This window comes from Xanthomonas sp. AM6 (assembly GCF_025665335.1).
Lineage (GTDB): Bacteria > Pseudomonadota > Gammaproteobacteria > Xanthomonadales > Xanthomonadaceae > Xanthomonas_A.
This window is the reverse complement of sequence record NZ_CP106869.1, coordinates 3,339,523-3,360,343: the sequence shown is the minus strand read 5'-3', so window position 1 is coordinate 3,360,343 and position 20,821 is coordinate 3,339,523. Positions and strand designations below refer to the sequence as shown.

16 protein-coding genes are annotated in these 20,821 nt (G+C 70.0%); 11 read left to right on the top strand and 5 right to left on the bottom strand.

The window, feature by feature from the left end; genetic code table 11:
* The first annotated feature begins 287 nt into the window (after nt 1-287).
* Nucleotides 288-2,156: a M61 family metallopeptidase gene (locus OCJ37_RS14090; RefSeq protein ID WP_263113696.1), complete on the top strand. Its 1,869-nt coding sequence runs from the start codon at nt 288-290 to the stop codon at nt 2,154-2,156.
* A 204-nt stretch (nt 2,157-2,360) separates the two neighbouring features.
* Here the strand turns inward: OCJ37_RS14090 and OCJ37_RS14085 are convergent, their stop codons facing one another.
* Nucleotides 2,361-2,786 carry a hypothetical protein gene (locus OCJ37_RS14085; protein WP_263110230.1) on the bottom strand — a complete coding sequence of 142 codons (426 nt, stop codon included), beginning with the start codon at nt 2,784-2,786 and terminating at the stop codon, nt 2,361-2,363.
* A 509-nt stretch (nt 2,787-3,295) separates the two neighbouring features.
* Here OCJ37_RS14085 and radA point away from each other — a divergent pair.
* The gene (gene radA, locus OCJ37_RS14080; RefSeq protein ID WP_263110228.1) at nt 3,296-4,681 is read left to right on the top strand and encodes a DNA repair protein RadA; all 1,386 of its coding nucleotides are present in this window, start codon (nt 3,296-3,298) and stop codon (nt 4,679-4,681) included.
* Nucleotides 4,682-4,793: 112 nt separating this feature from the next.
* Nucleotides 4,794-5,180 (top strand): DUF805 domain-containing protein, encoded by a 387-nt coding sequence (locus OCJ37_RS14075; protein WP_263110227.1) that lies wholly within the window; start codon nt 4,794-4,796, stop codon nt 5,178-5,180.
* Between the two features lie 381 nt (nt 5,181-5,561).
* On the opposite strand, the gene OCJ37_RS14070 is transcribed toward OCJ37_RS14075, so the two are convergent.
* The 3 genes from OCJ37_RS14070 to OCJ37_RS14060 form a co-directional block, all read right to left on the bottom strand.
* Nucleotides 5,562-6,572 carry a FecR family protein gene (locus OCJ37_RS14070; protein WP_263113695.1) on the bottom strand — a complete coding sequence of 337 codons (1,011 nt, stop codon included), beginning with the start codon at nt 6,570-6,572 and terminating at the stop codon, nt 5,562-5,564.
* A 65-nt stretch (nt 6,573-6,637) separates the two neighbouring features.
* On the bottom strand, nt 6,638-7,162 hold the full coding sequence (locus OCJ37_RS14065; RefSeq protein ID WP_263110225.1) for an RNA polymerase sigma factor: 525 nt from the start codon (nt 7,160-7,162) through the stop codon (nt 6,638-6,640).
* 219 nt (nt 7,163-7,381) lie between these two features.
* On the bottom strand, nt 7,382-9,106 hold the full coding sequence (locus tag OCJ37_RS14060; protein ID WP_263110224.1) for an IlvD/Edd family dehydratase: 1,725 nt from the start codon (nt 9,104-9,106) through the stop codon (nt 7,382-7,384).
* Nucleotides 9,107-9,279: 173 nt separating this feature from the next.
* On the opposite strand from OCJ37_RS14060, the gene OCJ37_RS14055 reads away from it, so the two are divergent.
* Nucleotides 9,280-10,077, top strand: a complete 798-nt coding sequence (locus tag OCJ37_RS14055) for an SDR family NAD(P)-dependent oxidoreductase (protein WP_263110222.1) — start codon at nt 9,280-9,282, stop codon at nt 10,075-10,077.
* Between the two features lie 497 nt (nt 10,078-10,574).
* Here the strand turns inward: OCJ37_RS14055 and OCJ37_RS14050 are convergent, their stop codons facing one another.
* The gene (locus tag OCJ37_RS14050; RefSeq protein ID WP_263110220.1) at nt 10,575-11,558 is read right to left on the bottom strand and encodes a LysR substrate-binding domain-containing protein; all 984 of its coding nucleotides are present in this window, start codon (nt 11,556-11,558) and stop codon (nt 10,575-10,577) included.
* 150 nt (nt 11,559-11,708) lie between these two features.
* On the opposite strand from OCJ37_RS14050, the gene araD1 reads away from it, so the two are divergent.
* From araD1 to OCJ37_RS14015, 7 genes are all read left to right on the top strand, one after another.
* On the top strand, nt 11,709-12,716 hold the full coding sequence (gene araD1, locus OCJ37_RS14045) for an AraD1 family protein (RefSeq protein WP_263110218.1): 1,008 nt from the start codon (nt 11,709-11,711) through the stop codon (nt 12,714-12,716).
* A 17-nt stretch (nt 12,717-12,733) separates the two neighbouring features.
* The gene (locus OCJ37_RS14040) at nt 12,734-14,173 is read left to right on the top strand and encodes an aldehyde dehydrogenase family protein (RefSeq protein ID WP_263110217.1); all 1,440 of its coding nucleotides are present in this window, start codon (nt 12,734-12,736) and stop codon (nt 14,171-14,173) included.
* 97 nt (nt 14,174-14,270) lie between these two features.
* Nucleotides 14,271-15,263, top strand: coding sequence for an ABC transporter substrate-binding protein (locus tag OCJ37_RS14035; RefSeq protein WP_263110215.1), 993 nt, complete (start codon nt 14,271-14,273; stop codon nt 15,261-15,263).
* A 13-nt stretch (nt 15,264-15,276) separates the two neighbouring features.
* A complete protein-coding gene (locus OCJ37_RS14030) occupies nt 15,277-16,791 on the top strand; it encodes a sugar ABC transporter ATP-binding protein (RefSeq protein ID WP_263110214.1) in 1,515 nt (504 codons plus the stop codon).
* A complete protein-coding gene (locus tag OCJ37_RS14025) occupies nt 16,788-17,843 on the top strand; it encodes an ABC transporter permease (RefSeq protein ID WP_263110213.1) in 1,056 nt (351 codons plus the stop codon). The genes OCJ37_RS14030 and OCJ37_RS14025 overlap by 4 nt, the downstream gene beginning before the upstream one ends.
* A complete protein-coding gene (gene yjfF, locus OCJ37_RS14020; protein ID WP_263110211.1) occupies nt 17,840-18,868 on the top strand; it encodes a galactofuranose ABC transporter, permease protein YjfF in 1,029 nt (342 codons plus the stop codon). The genes OCJ37_RS14025 and yjfF overlap by 4 nt, the downstream gene beginning before the upstream one ends.
* Nucleotides 18,865-20,820, top strand: coding sequence for a beta-L-arabinofuranosidase domain-containing protein (locus tag OCJ37_RS14015; RefSeq protein ID WP_263110210.1), 1,956 nt, complete (start codon nt 18,865-18,867; stop codon nt 20,818-20,820). Before yjfF ends, OCJ37_RS14015 begins: the two co-directional genes overlap by 4 nt.
* The last annotated feature ends 1 nt before the right edge of the window (nt 20,821 follow it).

The following is a 20,821-nucleotide window of genomic DNA, read 5'->3' as shown; positions in this document are numbered from 1 at the left end:
AGACTGCACGGACCTGCGCTTGCCAGACAGCGCCGTCGGCTAAATACCGGCGTGATCCGCGGGCCAATGCGATAGCGCGTGTTCCTGTCCCCGAATGATCGCCGGGCCCTGGCGGCAACGATGCATGGCCAACACCGCGAGGCGTGAACGCGTTGATGTCGAGGGCGCCGATGGCGCCGAAGCATGACCAATGGCATAGAGCACTCCGGCATCGCCGGCATAGGATCAGGGGTTGCCCGTCCGCCGTATCCCTCACTGGAGACCCAATGAACAAGTCCACCGCCTGGATGGCGCCGTTGCTGCTGGCCGCCACCACCGCCTTCCAGGCCACGGCGCAGACCGCGCCGCCGCAGGACGTGCCGTTCGCCGGCACGCTGAAGATCGACGTCGATGCCACCGACCTGGCGCGCCGCATCTTCCGCGTGCGCACCACCATCCCGGCCACGCCGGGGCCGATGACCCTGCTGTATCCGCAGTGGATCCCCGGCAACCATTCGCCGACCGGGCCGATCGACAAATTGGCCGGGCTGGTGGTCAAGGCCAACGGCCAGGTACTGCCGTGGAAGCGCGACCAGCTCGACGTGTACGCGTTCAAGATCGAGGTACCGCAGGGCGCGCGCGAGATCGTCGCCGAGTACCAGTTCCTGTCCTCGCAGGGCGACGGCCAGGGCCGGGTGATGATGACCCCGGAGATGCTCAACCTGCAGTGGAACACCACCGCGCTGTACCCGGCCGGTTACTACGCGCGCAACATCATGACCCAGGCCAGCGTGACCCTGCCGCCGGGCTGGAGCTATGCCACCGCGCTGGAGACCGCCGGCCGGGTCGGCGATACGGTGACGTTCAAGCCGATCGACTTCGACGACCTGGTCGATTCGCCGATGTTCGCCGGCAAGTACTACAAGCGCGTCGCGCTGGACGCCGGCGGCAAGGCGCCGGTGTACCTGAACGTGTTCGCCGACGAAGCCAAGTCGCTGGAGGCCAAGCCCGAGCAGATCAAGGCGCATGCGGCGCTGGTGCAGCAGATGGACAGGCTGTACGCCGCGCGCCATTTCGATCACTACGAGTTCCTGCTGGCGTTGACCGAGAAGCTCGGCGGCATCGGCCTGGAGCATCACCGTTCCAGCGAGAACAGCGGCCCGCCCAACTACTTCACCGAGTGGGACAAGAGCTGGGCGGGACGCGACCTGCTCGCGCACGAGTTCAACCATTCCTGGAACGGCAAGTACCGCCGCGGCGCCGACCTGGCCACGCCGAGCTTCAACGTGCCGATGGGCGACAGCCTGCTGTGGCTGTACGAAGGCCAGACCCAGTTCTTCGGCGAGGTGCTGGCCGCGCGCGCGGGCCTGTGGACGCAGGCGCAGGCGCGCGACATGCTTGCCGAGGTCGCCGCGACCTACCAGCGCGGCCGTCCCGGCATGGCCTGGCGCGCGCTGCAGGACACCACCAACGACCCGACCATGTCGATGCGCCGGCCGCGCGCCTACCGCAGCTACCAGATGAGCGAGGACTACTATTCCGGCGGGCAGATGCTGTGGCTGGAGACCGACGCCAAGCTGCGCGAGCTGAGCGGCAACAAGCGCTCGATCGACGACTTCGCCAAGGCCTTCTTCGGCATGCACGACGGCGCCTGGGACGTGAACCCGTACACCTTCGACGACATCGTCGCCACGCTAAACGGCGTGGCCAAGTACGACTGGGCCGCGTTCCTGCGCAGCCGCGTCGACGGCCATGGCCCGCTGGTCGGCGGCATCGAGGCCAGCGGCTGGAAACTGGTCTATACCGACCAGCCGAACGAGGCCACCAAGGCCTACGAGACGACCAAGAAGAGCATCGGCCTGACCTATTCGCTGGGCCTGAGCCTGGACGACAAGGGCGTGGTGCAGGACGTGCTGTGGGACGGCCCGGCGTTCGCCGCCGGCATCATCGCCGGCAACGGCATCGTCGCGGTCAACGGCCGCGAATACAGCGCCGACGTCATCAAGGAGGCGATCACCGCGGCGAAGGGCGGCACCGCGCCGATCGAACTGCTGGTCAAGCGCGGCAACCGCTACGACACGCTGCGCATCGACTACCACGGCGGCCTGCAGTATCCGCACCTGGAGCGCATTGCCGGCAAGCCGGACCGGCTGAGCGAGCTGTACAAGGCGCGTTGAGTCCCGCGCGCCGCGGCACGGTCTGCATCGGCTGCGTGATCACAAGCGCGCAGCCGCCGCTCGCACGCGGCGGTGAAGGTCAGGCGCTGATGTGCTTGCATTGCTTCTGCAGGAGCGGCTTCAGCCGCGACAGGCACTATCGGTACGCGTGTCGCGGCTGAAGCCGCGCCTACAGGGCGCGCGAGCGGTATCGGGAAAGGCCTGCTAGCGGCAATGCACATCCGACACGGCGATGCCGGTCTGGCCCCTGTAGTCGATGTAGCCGATCGACTGCACGCACTTGTTGCGGCCGTCGATGCGCACCGGGCCGGCCTGGTAGGAATAGGTGCCGTCGTCGCGGTCCCACCACGGATCCCATTGCCACACGCCGCAGTTGTTCTTGTTGGGCTTGCACACGTAGACCTCCACGCTGGTGGTCAAAGCCTTGCCCCAGGTCGGGCCGGCGTGCGCGAACACCGCGCAGTTCTTGCCGTTGCCGCCGTTGTAGTACAGCTGCAGCTCGCCGACCTTTTCGCCGCCGATGCGCACGGGCTTGTGGTCGATCAGGTTGCCGCCGCAGCCGTCGGCGCGGGCTGCGCCCGCATAGCCGAGCGCGAGCAGGGTGAACAGCATCAGGGTGAGATATCGCATGGGTAGCCTCGTCCGTTTGGTAGGTGCGATGTGGCGCCCCGCTGGACGGGAGCGACGCAGAGCGGCCGTGCCTTGCCCGATGCCGACACGATCCAGTGACGGGCACCGCCGCTCCTGGGCCGATGCTAAATCGGCAAATGCAGCGCGGCGTGAAAGGAGTGCTGCGCCGCAACGATGGCGCTGCGCATGGTGCGGTGAAGGACCGACCGCGATGGGCGTGACCGACGTGACGTCCTGCGCCGGTCGGATCCGGCCCGCGCCGCATTTGTGCTTGGCAGCCATGTGCTGCGAAGCACACGCTGCGTTGCGCGAATCGTGGCCACGAGGGACATCGCTGACCCGGGAACCTGCGCGACGTCGATACCCGGCGCATGGGCATCTACGCGGCGCGGGACCTGCCGCGCCGCGCGCATCGCGGCGGGCGTTGCTGGCGGTGGCCCGCATCCTGTCGCGCAACCTGAGACCGCCAGCCACTATGCTGGTGCATCACGGCAACCGGAAACAGCGAGATGGCGAAGGCGAAAACGGCCTATGTGTGCGGCGACTGCGGCGCCGAATACACCAAGTGGCAGGGCCAGTGCACCGAGTGCGGCGCATGGAATTCGCTGAGCGAGATCGTGCTGGAAAGCGCGTCGGCGGCCAAGGCGCCGGCCGCGGCGCGGCGCAGCGGCTGGGCCGGCAAGGCCGAGACGCCGAAGATCACCGCGCTCAAGGACGTGGAGCATCGCGACCAGGCGCGCGTGTCCACCGGCATCGGCGAGTTCGACCGGGTGCTCGGCGGCGGCCTGGTCGAAGGCGCGGTGGTGCTGATCGGCGGCGACCCGGGCATCGGCAAGTCGACGCTGCTGCTGCAGGCGCTGGCCAAGATGGCCGGCACGCTGCCGGTGCTGTACGTGACCGGCGAGGAGTCGCTGGCGCAGGTCGCCGGCCGCGCGGTGCGCCTGGACCTGCCGCTGGACGGCCTCAATGCGCTGGCCGAGACCGGCATCGAGCAGATCCTGCAGCATGCCAGCGCGGCGCGGCCCAAGCTGATCGTGGCCGATTCGGTGCAGACCCTGTGGACCGAGTCGCTGACCGCCGCGCCCGGTTCGGTCAGCCAGGTGCGCGAGAGCGCGGCGCGACTGGTGCGCTATGCCAAGGAGACCGGCACCGCGGTGTTCCTGGTCGGCCACGTGACCAAGGAGGGCGGCATCGCCGGGCCGCGCGTGCTCGAGCACATGGTCGATGCGGTGCTGTATTTCGAGGGTGAGAGCGGCAGCCGCTTCCGCCTGCTGCGCGCGTTCAAGAACCGCTTCGGCGCGGTCAACGAACTGGGCGTGTTCGCGATGGGCGAGAAGGGGCTGAAGGAAGTGTCCAACCCGTCGGCGATCTTCCTGTCCGGCAGCAGCGCCAACCAGCCCGGCAGCTGCGTGATGGTGACGCGCGAGGGCACGCGGCCGCTGATGGTGGAAGTGCAGGCGCTGGTGGATGCCTCGCCGCTGTCCAACCCGCGGCGGGTGGCGGTGGGCCTGGAACAGAACCGGCTGGCGATGCTGCTGGCGGTGCTGCACCGGCACGGCGGCATCGTGGTCGGCGACCAGGACGTGTTCGTCAACGTGGTCGGCGGCATCCGCGTGCAGGAGACCGCGGCCGACCTGCCGGTGCTGCTGGCGGTGCTGTCCTCGCTGCGCGACCGCGCGCTGGCGGAGAAGACCATCGCCTTCGGCGAGGTCGGCCTGTCCGGCGAGATCCGCCCGGTGCCCAACGGCGAGGACCGGCTGCGCGAAGCGGCCACGCACGGCTTCAAGCGCGCCATCGTGCCCAAGGCCAATGCGCCGAAGACGGGCGTGGTCAAGGGCATGGAAGTGATCGCGGTGGAGCGCCTGGCGCAGGCGCTGGAAGCGGCAAGCGAGTAGCGGCCCGCGACCGCCGGCTGGTACCGCGTTGTAAGCGTTTCCATGCGGCGGCGTTTATGCCACCATGCCGCCCGCTGCAGTGAGGCAGCGGTTCAAGAAAAAGGGAAACACAATGGAATGGATGTTGATGCCGCTCAAGCGCTACGCGGATTTTTCCGGGCGTTCGCGGCGTAAGGAGTATTGGATGTTCACGCTGTTGAACATCGTGGTGATCACCGTGCTGATGGTGTTGATGGGTGTCGGCGGCGGCGTGGGCGGCCAGAACGGCACCAGTGCGCTGTCGCTGGTGGCGATCGTGCTGCTGGGCCTGTACTCGCTGGCGGTGCTGGTGCCGTCGATCGCGGTGCAGGTGCGCCGCTTCCACGACCAGGGCAAGTCCGGCTGGTACGTGCTGCTGGGCCTGATTCCCTACCTGGGTGGCGTGGTGGTGCTGGTCTTCATGTTCATGGAAGGCACCAAGGGCGCCAACGCCTACGGCCCGGATCCGAAGCAGGCCTGAGGCGCGGGCCGAGCGTGCGGCGGCCGGGTCCTGCGACCCGGCTGCTGTCGCTGCATCGGCGCGCATGCGGCGTGGCGTAATGCGCCGCTGCGATGCCGGTGCTGAAGCCGGGAGCCGGGAGCCGGGATCCCTGTTCCCGATGCATGAGCGGCTGCGATGCGCGGGATGTCGGCGTACTGGCGTCGCCCGCATGCCTGTCGCGTGTGCAATGGCGAGACGATCCGGGTCGCTGGAACGGCGCTCGTACGACGAGCGGCGTTCCGTTTGTGCAGGGGTGCGAAGCCCTTGGCGATCCGTCAGTCCTTTTGTAAACCACACGATGGGCGCAGGCTCCGCAGCTGCGCGCAAGGTTGGCCGCCGCGTTCGGCGATCGGCGTCGCGCTAGTGCGCGGCCTGCGGCGGTGCGGCGCGGCTGCCGACCCGGATCGCGTCGGCGCCGGCGGTGACGCGCAGCGTCGGCTGGCTGGCGAGGAAGGTGCGCAGCGAGGCGATGTCGTCGCCGCGCAGGTTGCCGGTCAGGCGCATCGCCCCCGCGGCGGCATCGTCGATCAGCAGGCGGGTGTGGTTGAAGCGATTGAAATCCTCGGCCACGTTGGCCAGCGGCTCGTCGCGGAACACGATGCGGCGTTGCCACCAGGCATGCATGGCGGCGACGTCCTCACTGGCCAGTTCGACCTTGCCGGTGGCGGCATCGATGCGCGCGCTCTGCCCGGCGCCGAGATCGGCCAGCATCGGCTGCCGCGGGCGATCGGCATGCCAGACGTGGACGCGGCCCTCGGCCACGTCGATGCGCGCCTGCTGCCGATACAGGGCGATGTCGAAGGTGGTGCCGATGTCCTCGACCCGCAGCGCGCCCGCCAGCACCTGCAGCGGGCGCCGATCCGGCGCGACCACGAAGCTGGCCTGGCCTTGCAGCAGCTGCAGCTCGCGGCGCCACGGGGTCATGGTCGCGCGCACGCTGCTCTGCGCGTTGAGACGCACCACGCTGCGATCGGCCAGCCGCACGCTGCGCTGCTCGCCGTGCGCGGTGGTGTAGGTGTGCGTGCGCGGCCAGGCCCAACCGGCGAGTACCGCCACCCCGCACAGCGCCGCGGACAGGCCCATGGCCCAGCCGCGCAGGCGCGCGCTGCGGCGCGCGGCGCAAGGCGCCGCCGCCACGTGCCGTGGCGGCCGCTGCGGCAGCGGCAGCGCGATCACGTTGCGCGGCGCGGGAGCCGCGTCCGCGCGGCGGTCGGCATCGAGCAGCGCGTCCACGTCCAGGTCCATGCCGCGCAGCGCCGCGCCCAGTTCGCCGGCCACGCGCAGCACCGCCATGTATTCGCGCAGGTGCAGCGGCGATGCGGTCAGCCAGTCCATGAGCTGCGCCTGCTGCGTGGCGTCCAGCGGCTGCATGCGTTGCAGCGCGTGCCAGTGCGCGGCCTCGGCGGTGGCGCTGCGGGTCGGGAAGGCGGGCTCGTTCACCAGCTTTCCCCGCTGTCGGCCAGGGCCCGCCGGCACGCGGACAGCCCGCGCACCACGTGCTTCTTGACCATGTGCGCGGACACGCCCATGCGCTCGGCGATCTGCTTGTAGCTGAGGCCGTCGCGGTATTGCATCACCAGCACCGCGCGGGTGCGTGCGGGCAGGCCGGCCAGCAGGACCTGCAGGCGCTGTTGCCGATGACGGCGCTGTGCCGCGTCTTCCACGTCGTCCCCTGCGGCCAGCAATTGCGAGAACTGTTCCATCTCGTCGATCCGCAGCGGCGCCTGCTTGCGCCGCGCGGCCTGCTCGCGCGCCAGGTTCAGCGCCACCGTGTACAGATAGGCTTCGGGATTGGCGATCGCCTCGCCCTGCTGCTGGTGCGCGCGCAGCAGGCGCAGATAGGTTTCCTGCACCATGTCCTCGGCATCCTCGTTGGCGCCGCGGCGCACGAAGAAGCCGCGCAGCACCGGGCCGTGTTCCGCGAACATGCGCGCCCACGCGCGCTTGGGATGTGCCGCCACCGACCCGCCTTGCCCCCTTGGATGCGGCGCAGGCTAGAGGCGGTTGATGACGTTTCGGTGACCCGGCGCGTGTCCGGTTCCTGGGCAAGGCTTCCGTGCAGGACCATGGCTGCATGCGCCATGGCCGGTTGGATGTCTCCTGTAGGCGCGGCTTCAGCCGCGACAGGATGTATCGGTAAAGCCCGTCGCGGCTGACGCCGCTCCTACAACAGCGCGCCGCTAGTGCGAATCGCGCGCCACGTCGGCGCCGCTGCCGCCGACCAGGAAATCCAGGTCCGCGCCCAGGTGCGCCTGCTGCACGTGCTCCACGTACAGCTTGCTCCAGCCGCGCAGCGGCGTCGGCGGCGGAGTCCATTCGCTGCGCCGGCGCAGCAGTTCCTCGTCGCTGACCTCCAGGTGCAGCGAGCGCCCGGGCACGTCCAGTTCGATGATGTCGCCGTCGCGCACCAGGGCCAGGGTGCCGCCGGTGGCGGCCTCGGGCGAGGCGTGCAGGACCACGGTGCCGTAGGCGGTGCCGCTCATGCGCGCGTCGGAGATGCGCACCATGTCGGTGACGCCGGCGCGCAGCAGCTTCGGCGGCAGCGGCATGTTGCCGACCTCGGCCATGCCCGGGTAGCCGCGCGGGCCGCAGTTCTTCAGCACCATGATGCAGTCGGCGTCGATGTCCAGCGCCTCGTCGTCGATGCGCGCCTTCATGTCCTCGATGCTCTCGAACACCACCGCGCGGCCGCGGTGCCGCAGCAGGTGCGGCGAGGCGGCCGAAGGCTTGATCACCGCGCCGTCGGGGGCCAGGTTGCCGCGCAGCACGGCGATGCCGGCGTGCTCGCGGAACGGGGTGTCCAGCGCGTGGATGACGTCGCGGTTCCAGCACGGCGCGTCGGCCACGTTCTGGCCCAGGGTGCGGCCGTTGACGGTGAGCGCGTCCAGGTCCAGTTCGGCGCCGAGCTCGCGCATCACCGCCGGCAAGCCGCCGGCGTAGTAGAAGTCTTCCATCAGGTACTGGCCGGACGGTTTCAGGTTGACCAGGCACGGCAGCCGCGACCCCAGCTGGTCCCAGTCGTCCAGGCTCAGCTGCACGCCCAGGCGCCCGGCGATGGCCAGCAGGTGGATCACCGCGTTGGTGGAGCCGCCGATCGCCGCGTTGACCTTGATCGCGTTCTCGAACGCGCGCCGGGTCAGCACCTGCGACATGCGCAGGTCTTCCTCCACCATCTGCACGATGCGCCGGCCGCTGAGCCGGGCCAGCCGCGCGCGGCGCGAATCGACCGCCGGGATCGCCGCGTTCTCCGGCAGCGAGATGCCCAGCGCCTCGACCATGCTCGCCATCGTCGAGGCGGTGCCCATGGTCATGCAGCTGCCCTTGGAGCGCTGCATGCAGGCCTCGGCCTCGACGAATTCGTCCTGCGCCAGGGTGCCGGCGCGGACCATCTCCGACATCTGGATCACGCCGGTGCCCGAGCCCAGCGGCTGCCCGCGCCAGTTGCCCGACAGCGACGGGCCGCCGGACAACCCGATCGTCGGCAGGTCCACGCTGGCCGCGCCCATCAGCAGCGACGGGGTGGTCTTGTCGCAGCCCATCAGCAGCACCACGCCGTCCAGCGGATTGGCGCGGATCGATTCCTCCACGTCCATGCTGGCCAGGTTGCGGAACAGCATCGCGGTGGGCAGCATCTGCGTCTCGCCCAGCGACATCACCGGGAATTCCAGCGGGAACCCGCCGGCCTCGTAGACGCCGCGTTTGACGTGCTCGGCCAGTTCGCGCAGGTGGCCGTTGCACGGGGTCAGTTCCGACCAGGTGTTGCAGATGCCGATCACCGGGCGCCCGTCGAACATGTCATGCGGGTGGCCTGCGCTCTTGAGCCAGCTGCGGTAGTAGAAACCCTGCTTGCCTTCGCGACCGAACCACGCCTGGCTGCGGCGGACCGGTTTGGTGGGTGAGCCCATGCTGGCGGAATCCTGAAGTCCTGATCGGCCGGATCGGTGCCTGCGCGGCGTCGCCCGGGTGCTTTACGTCGGCGATGCTAGCGGGCATATTGATACATGAAAAATAACAAATATCTGACTATGGATATTTGTTTTCATATATCGAAACTCCTCTCCACCTAGAGCGAAACGGCATGGACAACACGGCAAGCGCGGCGCCTTCCGGCATCGGCAACGCAACCTACGGCAGCCTGCAGGGGCGCCGCGTCTTCATCACCGGCGGCGGGTCGGGCATCGGCGCGGCCCTGGTGGAGGCGTTCGCCGGGCAGGGCGCGCAGGTCGCCTTCGTCGACGTGGCCGCCGAGGCCAGCGCGGCGCTGGCCGAGCGGCTGGCCGCGGCCGGCCTGGCCAGGCCGTGGTGGCGCCGGTGCGACGTCACCGACGTGGCGGCATTGCAGGCGGCGCTGCGCGAGGCGGCCGCCGAGCTGGGCGACTTCCATGTGCTGCTCAACAACGTCGGCAGCGACGACCGGCATGCGCTGGACGCGGTGACCCCGGAGTACTGGGAGCGCTGCGTGGCGATCAACGAGCGCGCCGCGTTCTTCGCGATCCAGGCGGCGGTGCCGGGCATGCAGCGGCTCGGCGGCGGTTCGATCGTCAATCTCGGCTCCACCGGCTGGCAGAGCAAGACCGGCGGCTATCCGGTGTACGCCACCGCCAAGTCGTCGGTGAACGGGCTGACCCGCGGCCTGGCGCGCGAGCTGGGCGCATCGCGGATCCGCATCAACGTGCTGACCCCGGGCTGGGTGATGACCGAGCGCCAGGTCACCCTGTGGCTGGACGAGGCCGGCGAGCGCGAACTGGCGCGCAACCAGTGCCTGCCGGACAAGGTGATGCCGGAGGACATCGCGCGCATGGCGCTGTTCCTGGCCTCGGACGAGGCGCGCGCGATCACGGCGCAGGAGTTCGTGGTGGATGCGGGGTGGACCTGAGCGAGCGGGTGCATCGCTGACATGTCGGAGGGGCTTGGGCTCCGACCGATCGTTGAAACGATCGCGCTTCCAGGCTCCGCTCGTCGCGACTGAAGTCGCTCCCACAAGATGGTCGCGATTGCCTGGCGGGTTGCACTGTGGGAGGGCTTCGGCTCCGACGCTTTGGCGGTGCGCATGGGGCGCGGCTCCGTTCGGTCGCGGCTGAAGCCGCTCCTACAAGGGACTTGCGGCGGACTGGCTGGGTGCGCTGTGGGGAGGGGCTTCAGCCCGACGGTGTCCGAAGACAGAATGTTGATCGCTTCGTTCGGTCGCGGCTGAAGCCGCTCCTACAAGGGACTTGCGGTGGATTGGCTGGGTGCGCTGTGGAGGGGCTGCAGCCCCGACGGTGTCCGAAGACGGAATGTTGGCCGCTTCGCTCGTCGCGACCGAAGTCGCTCCCACAAGGGGCTTGCGGTTGGTCGGCTGGGTGCACTGTAGGAGGGGCTTCAGCCCCGACATCATCCCTCCGTTCGCGCATCCGCCTCCTCGGCCGGGGCGACGTAGCCGTAGACCGGGCCGGCCGCGGCCTGCAGGGCCTGCAGCATGATCCGCGCGCCCGGCGACAGCAGCCAGTCGGTGCGGGTGACGATGCCGAACGCGTCCATCCGGCACGACAGTTCCACCGGCACGATCGCCACGCTGCCGTGGTCGGCGAAATGCCGGGCCACGTCCACCGGCACCACCGCCAGGTAGTCGCCGTGGCGCAGCAGCTGCGGCAGCAGCACCAGCGCGGAGGTCTCCACCACGCGCTTGGGCGGCTCCAGCCCGGCGTTCTGGAACATCAGTTCGAAGCGGTGGCGCAGCACGCTGCCGTCCGGCGGCACGATCCAGCCGGCCGCGGCCAGCTCGCGCAGCGCCGGCTGCCGCAGCGCCAGCAGCGGATGGCCGGGGCGGGCGATCGCGCAGACCTCTTCCTCGGCCAGCGCCTGGTAGTGCAGGTTGCGCTTGTCGTGGCGCGCGAACAGCCGCGCCACCACGATGTCCAGCTTGTTCTGCGCCAGCTGCTCCAGCAGCACGTCGCTGCCGTCCACGCGCAGCGCCACGCGCAGCAACGGGTGCTGTTCGGTGACCCGGGCCAGCGCGGCCGGCAGCAGGGTCATCGCCGGCCCGGCGATCGCGCCGACGCTGACGCTGCCGAAATAGCCGGCCTTCAGCGCCTCGATCTCGGCGCCGGCCTCGCCCAGGCTGGACAGGGCGATGCGCGCGTGGCGGATCATCGCCTCGCCGTACCAGGTCGGGCGCATGCCGCGCGGCAGGCGCTCGAACAGCGGCACCGCCATCATGTCCTCCAGGTCCTTCAGCAGCTTCGACGCGGCCGGCTGCGACATGTTCAAGGTCTCGGCGGCGCGATGGATGTTGCCTTCCTCCTCGATCGCCAGCAGCAGCATCAATTGCCGGGTCTTCAGGCGGGCGCGGACGAACCAGGGCGTGGCGGCAGGCATGGCGGCCCAATGCATATGAATGTTCGTATACATTAAGCCAAAAACGATATTTGTTGCATATCGGTCGCCCAGCCAGAATGGAACCCGCATCCGCCGCGTCGGCGTTTCTGCCGCGCGCCGCTGTTTCGCATTCCGACAGGCGACCGATTCATGCGATTGATCCAACTGCTCGACGAGTCCGGCATCCCCAGCGTGGGCGTGGTGGAGGCGGACGGCACCCAGGTGCGCTTGCTGCGCGAAGTCGGTTCGACCTACGCGCTGGCCAACGCCGCGCTGGCCGCCGGCACCGGCCTGGACGACTACGCCACGCACCAGCTCGGCGACGTCGTGCTCGACTACGCCGAACTGCTGGCCGACAACCGCGTGCTGTCGCCGCTGACCCATCCGGACCCGGCGCATTGCCGCGTCACCGGCACCGGCCTGACCCACCTGGGCAGCGCCGCCACGCGCGATGCGATGCACCAGAACCTGCAGCAGCAGGCCAGCCAGGGCACGCTCACCGATTCGATGAAGATCTTCCAGCTCGGCGTGGAAGGCGGCATCCCGCGCGACGGCCAGCCCGGCGCGCAGCCGGAATGGTTCTACAAGGGCGATGGCGGCATCCTGGTCGCGCCGGGCGCGCCGTTGCCGTCGCCGGACTTCGCGCTGGACGGCGGCGAGGAACCGGAACTGGTCGGGCTGTACGTGATCGGCGCCGACGGCGTGCCGTACCGGCTCGGCTTCGCGCTGGGCAACGAATTCTCCGACCACGTCACCGAGCGCCAGAACTATCTGTACCTGGCCCATTCCAAGCTGCGCGCCTGTGCGGTCGGCCCGGAGCTGCGCACGGGCGACCTGCCGCGCGACCTGCGCGGCAGCAGCCGCATCCGCCGCGGCGAGGCGGTGATCTGGGAGAAGCCCTTCGTCACCGGCGAGGCCAACATGTGCCACTCGCTGGCCAATCTGGAATACCACCACTTCAAGTACGCTGCGCATCGCGTGCCCGGCGACGTGCACCTGCATTTCTTCGGCACCGCCACGCTGAGCTTCGCCGACGGCGTGCAGGCCGAACCGGGCGACCGTTTCGAGATCGAACTGCCGGAGCTGGGCGCGGCGCTGGTCAATCCGCTGCAGCGGGTGTCGGCCGGGTTCGCGCTGGGCGGCGTGCGCGCGCTGTAACCGAACAGGAGAATGGCATGAGCGAGCGTTTCCAGAGCTACATCGACGGCCAGTGGGTGGCCGGCAGCGACGTCGCGGCGGACGAGAACCCGTCCGACCTGTCGGCGCCGGTCGGCGAGGTCGGCAGCGTCGACGCCGCTGCGGTGCGCGGCGCGATCGCCGCGGCCAACGCGGCGCAGGCCAAGTGGGCGGCGAGCACGCCGCAGCAGCGCGCCGACGCGCTGGACTTCGTCGGCAGCGAGATCCTGGCGCGCAAGCAGGAACTGGGCACGCTGCTGGCGTCCGAGGAAGGCAAGACCCTGCCGGAGAGCATCGGCGAGGCCGCGCGCGCCGGACAGATCTTCAAGTTCTTCGCCGGCGAGGCCCTGCGCATTCCCGGCGAGAAGCTCGCCTCCACCCGCCCCGGCGTGGACGTGGAGATCACCCGCGAGCCGGTCGGCACGGTCGGCATCATCGCGCCGTGGAATTTCCCGCTGGCGATCCCGGCCTGGAAGATCGCCCCGGCGCTGGCCTACGGCAACAGCGTGGTGTTCAAGCCGGCCGAGATCGTGCCCGGCTGCGCCTGGGCGCTGGCCGAGATCCTCAGCCGCGCCGGCCTGCCCGATGGCGCGTTCAACCTGGTGATCGGCAGCGGCCGCACGGTCGGCCAGGCGCTGGTGGAAGAGCGCGGCATCGACGCGCTGAGCTTCACCGGCTCGGTGCCCACCGGCAACCATCTGCTCAAGCAGGCCGCCGCGCGCGGGCTGAAGATCCAGCTGGAAATGGGCGGCAAGAATCCATTGGTGGTGCTGGCCGACGCGGACCTGGACCTGGCGGTGGAGATCGCGGTCAACGGCGCCTACTTCTCCACCGGCCAGCGCTGCACTGCCTCCAGCCGCTTGATCGTGGAGCGCGCGGTGTACGACGAATTCGTCGCGCGCGTGGCCAAGCGCCTGGCCACGCTGAAGATCGGCCATGCGCTGACCCCGGGCATCGACATCGGCCCGGTCGCCAGCGCCGGCCAGTTCGCGCAGGACCGCGACTACGTGCGCATCGCCCAGGAAGAGGGCGCCGAACTGCTGTACGGCGGCGACGCGCTGGAGTGCGAGCACCGGGGCCACTACATGCGTCCGGCGCTGATCGCCGCGCAGCCGCAGCATCGCATTGCGCGCGAGGAAGTGTTCGGCCCGGTCGCGGCGGTGATGCCGGCCGACGACTACGAGCATGCGCTGGCGCTGGCCAACGACACCGAATTCGGCCTGTGCGCCGGCATCGCCACGCGCTCGCTCAAGCACGCCACGCATTTCAAGCGGCACGCGCAGGCCGGCATGGTGATGGTCAACCTGCCCACCGCCGGGGTCGACCCGCACGTGCCGTTCGGCGGGCGCAAGGCCTCCAGCTACGGCCCGCGCGAACAGGGCCGCTATGCGGTGGAGTTCTATACGACGGTCAAGACGGCCTATACATTCGCGGGATGAACTGATCGATCCACTCGCGCGCCGGCCTGGGAGGGTGGGCGGCCGCCGCGGCGCGAAGGCCGCGCGGCCGCCAGCGTGCAACGAACGAGGAGGGGTTATGCGGAAGTCGGGTGTGCGTGCGGCAGCGTTGGGTCTGGCGGTGCTGCTGGGGGCGGCGTTGGCCGCGTGTTCCGGCGGTGGCAAGGAGATGGCCGGCAAGCAGAGCCAGATCACCGTCGGCTTCAGCCAGGTCGGCGCCGAGAGCGAATGGCGCACCGCCAACACCGCCTCGGTGAAGCAGGCGATCGAGCAGGCCGGCATGAAGCTGAAGTTCTCCGATGCGCAGCAGAAGCAGGAGAACCAGATCAAGGCGCTGCGTTCGTTCATCGCCCAGCGCGTGGACGTGATCGCGTTCTCGCCGGTGGTCGAATCCGGCTGGGAGACCGTGCTGCGCGAGGCCAAGGCCGCCAACATCCCGGTGGTGCTGACCGACCGCGCGGTCAAGGTGTCCGACGACAGCCTGTACGTCACCCTGATCGGCTCGGACTTCGTCGAGGAAGGCCGCAAGGCCGGGCGCTGGCTGCAGCAGCAGTCGCCGCTGAAGGACGGCGACACGCCGGTGCGCATCGTCGAACTGCAGGGCACGGTCGGCTCGGCGCCGGCGATCGACCGCATGAAAGGCTTCAAGGAAGTCATCGCCGCCAACCCGCGCTTCCAGGTGGTGCGCTCGCAGAGCGGCGACTTCACCCGCGCCAAGGGCAAGGAAGTGATGGAGGCGTTCCTGAAGTCGGAAGGACGCAACATCGACGTGCTGTACGCGCACAACGACGACATGGCGATCGGCGCGATCCAGGCGATCGAGGAGGCCGGGCTGAAGCCGGGCAAGGACATCCTGGTGATCTCGATCGACGGGGTGAAGGGCGCGTTCGAGGCGATGCAGGCCGGCAAGCTCAACGTCACCGTCGAATGCAATCCGCTGCTCGGCCCGCAGCTGGTGCAGGCGATTCGCGACGTCAAGGCCGGCAAGCCGCTGCCCAAGCGCATCGTGGTCGAAGAATCGGTCTATACCCAGGAGCAGGCCGCCGCCGAGCTGCCCAAGCGCAAGTACTGACGGAGCGCCGCCGATGATCCCCATCGTGCTGCACGCGCAGGGCCTGAGCAAAGCCTACGCCGGCGTCGCCGCGCTGGAAGACGTGGCGCTGTGCCTGCGCGCCGGCGAGATCCACGCGCTGATGGGCCAGAACGGCGCCGGCAAGTCGACCCTGATCAAGCTGCTGACCGGCGTGGTCGCGCCCGACGCCGGGCGCATGGCGCTGGGCGGCGACGCCATCGCCCCGGCCTCGCCGCTGCAGGCGCAGCAGCTGGGCATCAGCACCGTGTACCAGGAAGTGAACCTGTGCCCGAACCTGTCGGTGGCCGAGAACATCTTCGCCGGCCGCTATCCGCTCAAGGGCTGGCCGCGGCGCATCGACTGGCGCCGCGTCGAGGGCGATGCGCGCGCGTGCCTGCAGCGCCTGGGCGTGGACATCGACGTGCGCCGCACGCTGTCCAGCTACCCGGTGGCGGTGCAGCAGATGGTGGCGATCGCGCGCGCGCTGAGCGTGTCGGCGCGGGTGCTGATCCTCGACGAGCCCACCTCCAGCCTCGACGAGGGCGAGGTCGCCGAACTGTTCCGGGTCATGCGTGCGCTGCGCGAGCAGGGCATGGCGATCCTGTTCGTGACCCACTTCCTCGACCAGGTGTACGCGGTGTCCGACCGCATCAGCGTGCTGCGCAACGGCCGCCTGGTCGGCGAGTACCTGGCCGCCGACCTGCCGGCGCCGCGGCTGGTCGCGGCGATGGTCGGGCGCGAACTCGACGTGGCCGCGGCCGCCGCCGCCGCGGTGCGCGCCGCGGCGCCCGAGGACGCGCCGGTGCTGTTGCAGGCGCAGGGCCTGGGCCGGCGCGGCCAGCTGCATCCGGTCGACCTGCACCTGCGCCGCGGCCAGGTGCTGGGCCTGGCCGGCCTGCTCGGCGCCGGCCGCACCGAACTGGCGCGGCTGCTGTTCGGCCTGGACCGCGCCGATTGCGGGCGCGTGTCCATCGACGGCCGCGAGGTGGCGCTGCGCGGCCCGCCCGACGCGATCGCCCACGGCCTGGCGCTGTGCCCGGAAGAGCGCAAGACCGACGGCATCGTCGCCGAGCTGTCGGTGCGCGAGAACATCGTGCTGGCGCTGCAGGCGCGCATGGGCCTGCGCCGCTTCCTGCCGCTGGCCGAGCAGCTGCGCATCGCGCAGGGCTACGTGGACGTGCTGGGCATCAAGACCCCCAGCGTGGACACGCCGGTCGGGCTGCTGTCCGGCGGCAACCAGCAGAAAGTGGTGCTGGCGCGCTGGCTGGCGACGCGGCCGCGGCTGCTGATCCTCGACGAACCCACCCGCGGCATCGACATCGCCGCCAAGCAGGACATCATGACCCGGATCCTGGCGCTGGCCCGCGAGGGCATGGCGGTGTTGTTCATTTCCGCCGAGGTCGCCGAGATCGAGCGCATCGCCGACCGCATCGCGGTGCTGCGCGAACGGCGCCTGGTCGGCGAACTGCCGGGCGGTTGCGGCGAGCGCGCGGTGTTCGAACTGATCGCCGGGAGCGCGGCGGCATGAGCGCGGCGGCCACGTCCTCGCCGAGCGCGCCGCGATTGCCGGCGCGCATCCTCGCCCATCCCTTGTTCTGGCCGCTGGCGACGCTGGCGCTGCTGCTGCTCGGCAACGGCCTGTGGAATCCCGGCTTCCTGGCGCTGCAATGGCGCGACGGGCACCTGTACGGCAACCTGGTCGACATCGGCAACCGCGCCGCGCCGCTGGCGCTGGTCGCGCTGGGCATGACCCTGGTGATCGCGGTGCGCGGCCTGGACATCTCGGTCGGCGCGGTGGTGGCGATCGCCGCCACGGTGGCGGCGTGGATGATCGGCGGCGGCGAGCACAGCCGCTTCCCGCTGTGGGCGGTGATCGCCGCGCCATTGCTGGTCGCCGCCGCGTGCGGGCTGTGGAACGGGCTGCTGGTGGTCAAGGTCGGCATGCAGCCGATCATCGCCACGCTGATCCTGATGGTGGCCGGGCGCGGCGTGGCCCAGCTGATCGGCGACGGCCAGATCCTGACCATCTACTACCCGCCGTACTTCTACCTGGGCAACGGCTTCCTGCTCGGCCTGCCGTTCGCGCTGTTCGTGGTCGCGGCGGTGTTCGTGGCCTTGCAGCTGCTGCTCGGGCGCACCGCGCTGGGCCTGTTCGTGCGTGCGATCGGGCACAACCCGCGCGCGGCGCGCGTGGCCGGGGTCAAGGCGCGGCTGATCGCGGTGCTGCTGTACGTGTTCTGCGCCTTCAGCGCCGGCCTGGCCGGGCTGCTGATCAGTTCCAACGTCAAGAGCGCCGACGCCAACAACGCCGGCCAGCTGATGGAGCTGGATGCGATCCTGGCGGTGACACTGGGCGGCACGCTGCTCGACGGCGGCCGCTTCAGCCTGGCCGGCAGCCTGATCGGCGCACTGATCATCCAGACCCTGACCGCGACGATCTACGCGCTCGGCGTGCCGGCGCAGGTCAACATGCTGATCAAGGCGCTGCTGGTGTTCGCGGTGATGCTGCTGCAGTCGCCGCAGTTCCGCGCCAACGTGCGCGGCTGGGTGCGGCGCCCGGAACCGGGAGCGCGCCGATGAGCGCGACCGGCGCACCGATCGAGAACGCGCGCGGCCTGCGCCGCGCCGGCACGCTGCTGCACGGCGCGCGCCTGCCGCTGGCGATCACCGTGGCCCTGTTCGTGGCCATGATCGGCGCCGGCGGTGCGCTCTACGACGGCTTCCTGTCGCCGCAGGTGTTCGCCAATCTGCTGATCGACAACGCCTTCCTGTGCATCGCCGCGGTCGGCATGACCTTCGTGATCCTCAGCGGCGGCATCGACCTGTCGGTGGGCGCGGTGATCGCCTTCACCACGGTGCTGTCGGCCTCGCTGGTGCAGCGCCACGGTTGGTCGCCGCTGGCGGCGATCCCGCTGGTGCTGCTGCTCGGTGCGCTGTTCGGCGCGTTCATGGGCATGCTGATCCAGCGCTACCGGCTGCAGCCGTTCGTGGTGACCCTGGCCGGCATGTTCCTGGCGCGCGGCGCCAGCTACCTGATCAGCGTCGATTCGATCCCGATCGACGATGCGCTGTACGTGGCCATCGCCCAGTTCCGCGTGCCGATCGGCGCCGGCGCCTCGCTGTCGGTCGGCGCGCTGATCGCGCTGGCCACGGTGGCGCTGGGCGCGTGGCTGGCGCACTGCACGCGCTTCGGCCGCAGCGTGTACGCGCTGGGCGGCAGCGAAGTCTCGGCGCGGCTGATGGGCCTGCCGGTGGCCGCCACCCAGGTCAAGGTCTATGCCTTCAGCGGGTTCTGCTCGGCGCTGGCCGGGGTGGTGTGCACGTTCTACATGCTGTCCGGCTACAGCCTGCATGCGCTGGGCCTGGAGCTGGACGCGATCGCCGCGGTGGTGATCGGCGGCACCCTGCTGGCCGGCGGCAGCGGCTACGTGATCGGCACGCTGTTCGGCGTGCTGATCCTGGGCGTGATCCAGACCCTGATCGTGTTCGACGGCACGCTCAGCTCGTGGTGGACACGCATCGTCATCGGCGCGCTGCTGCTGGTGTTCTGCCTGCTGCAGCGCCTATTGACCCGGCGCATGCCGGAATCGGGAGCGGACGCATGACGGAGCATGAGGATCCAGGCCTGGCCTGCACACGGCGCGATTTCCTCCAGTACGGCGGCGCTTCGCTGGCCGCGCTGGGGGTGCTGGCGCATGGGGATGCGCTGGCCCTGACGCCACCGGCCGAGCCGGCGGCGGCGAAACGGCAGCCGTCCGTGCAGCTGCGCGAGCAGCCGTTCGCCATGGGCCAGGTGCAACTGCTCGACGGCCCGTTCCTGCAGGCGCGCGAGCGCGACCGCCGCTACCTGATGTCCATTCCCAACGAGCGCCTGCTGCACACTTTCCGGCTCACCGCGGGCCTGGACTCCCAGGCCGAGCCGCTGGGCGGCTGGGAGTCGCCGCACTGCGAGATCCGCGGGCATTTCGCCGGCGGCCACTACCTGTCGGCCTGTGCGCTGCTGTACGCGGCCACTGGCGACGCCGCGCTGAAGGACAAGGCCGATGCGCTGGTCGCCGAGCTGGCGCGCTGCCAGCGCGCGGACGGCTACCTCGGCGCGTACCCGTCCTCGTTCTACGACCGGCTCGGCCGCCGCGAGGAGGTGTGGGTGCCGATCTACACCGCGCACAAGATCCTGGCCGGGCACCTGGACATGGCCCGCCACGCCGGCAACGCGCAGGCGCTGCGCACCGCGCAGCGCTTCGCCGACTGGCTGGGCGCGTGGATGGACGGTTTCGACGACGCGCAGTGGCAGCGCATCCTCGGCGTGGAGTTCGGCGGCGTGCACGAGTCGCTGCTGGAGCTGTACCTGCTCAGCGGCGACGACAAGTACCGGCGCTGGGCCGCACGCTACGAGCAGGCCTCGCTGCTCGAGCCGCTGGCGCAGGGTCGCGACGCGCTGGCCGGGTTGCACGCCAACACCCAGATCCCGAAGATCGTCGCCGCCGCGCGCGCCTACGAGATCGGCGGCGAGCCGCGCCAGCGGCAGATCGCCGAATTCTTCTGGCGCACGGTCAGCGGCCACCATGCCTATTGCACCGGCGGCACCAGCGACTTCGAGATGTTCGGCAAGCCCGACCACTTCGCCGGGCGCCTGAGCGGGCACAGCCACGAATGCTGCTGCAGCTACAACATGCTCAAGCTGACCCGCCACCTGTACACCTGGCAGCCGGACGCGGCGCTGATGGACTACTACGAGCGCGTGCTGTTCAACGCGCGCCTGGGCACCCAGGACGAAGCCGGCATGATGATGTACTTCGTGCCGATGGATGCCGGGTACTGGAAGCTGTACAACACCCCGTTCGCCTCGTTCTGGTGCTGCACCGGCACCGGCGTGGAGGAGTTCGCCAAGAGCAACGACAGCATCTACTTCCGCGACGACGCCGGGCTCACCGTCAACCTGTTCATCGCCTCGCAGCTGGACTGGCCCGAGCGCGGCCTGCGCGTGACCCAGCGCACCCGCTTTCCGCAGCAGGAAGGCACCGTGCTGGAGTTCCAGTGCAAGCGCGCGCAGCGGATGACGCTGCGTCTGCGCATTCCCTACTGGGCGACCCGGGGCGTGCGCCTGCGCATCAACGGCAAGGCGCAGGCGGTCGAGGCGACACCGGGCAGCTACCTGAAGGTGGAACGCCGTTTCGCCGACGGCGACCGCATCGAGCTGGACCTGCCGATGGCGCTGCACGCCGCGCCGCTGCCCGACGAACCCAGCCTGCAGGCGATGATGTACGGCCCGCTGGTGCTGGCCGCGCAGCTGGGCAGCGACGGCATCGATCCGGCGCAGCTGCACGTGTCCGACCAGCGGCCGTCGTTGAACCGGATCGTCGGCCGCCAGCTGCCGGCGGTGTACTTCGCGCCGGAACAGCTGTGGGCGCGCAAGCGCCAAGGCCAGGAGCTGGTGTTCGAGGCCGACGGCCTGCAGGGCCCGCTGACCCTGGTGCCGTTCTACCGCATCGCCCACGAGCGCTATGCGGTCTATTGCCGCGCGAGGCCGGTATGGGAAAAGAATCCGCAGTTCTGAG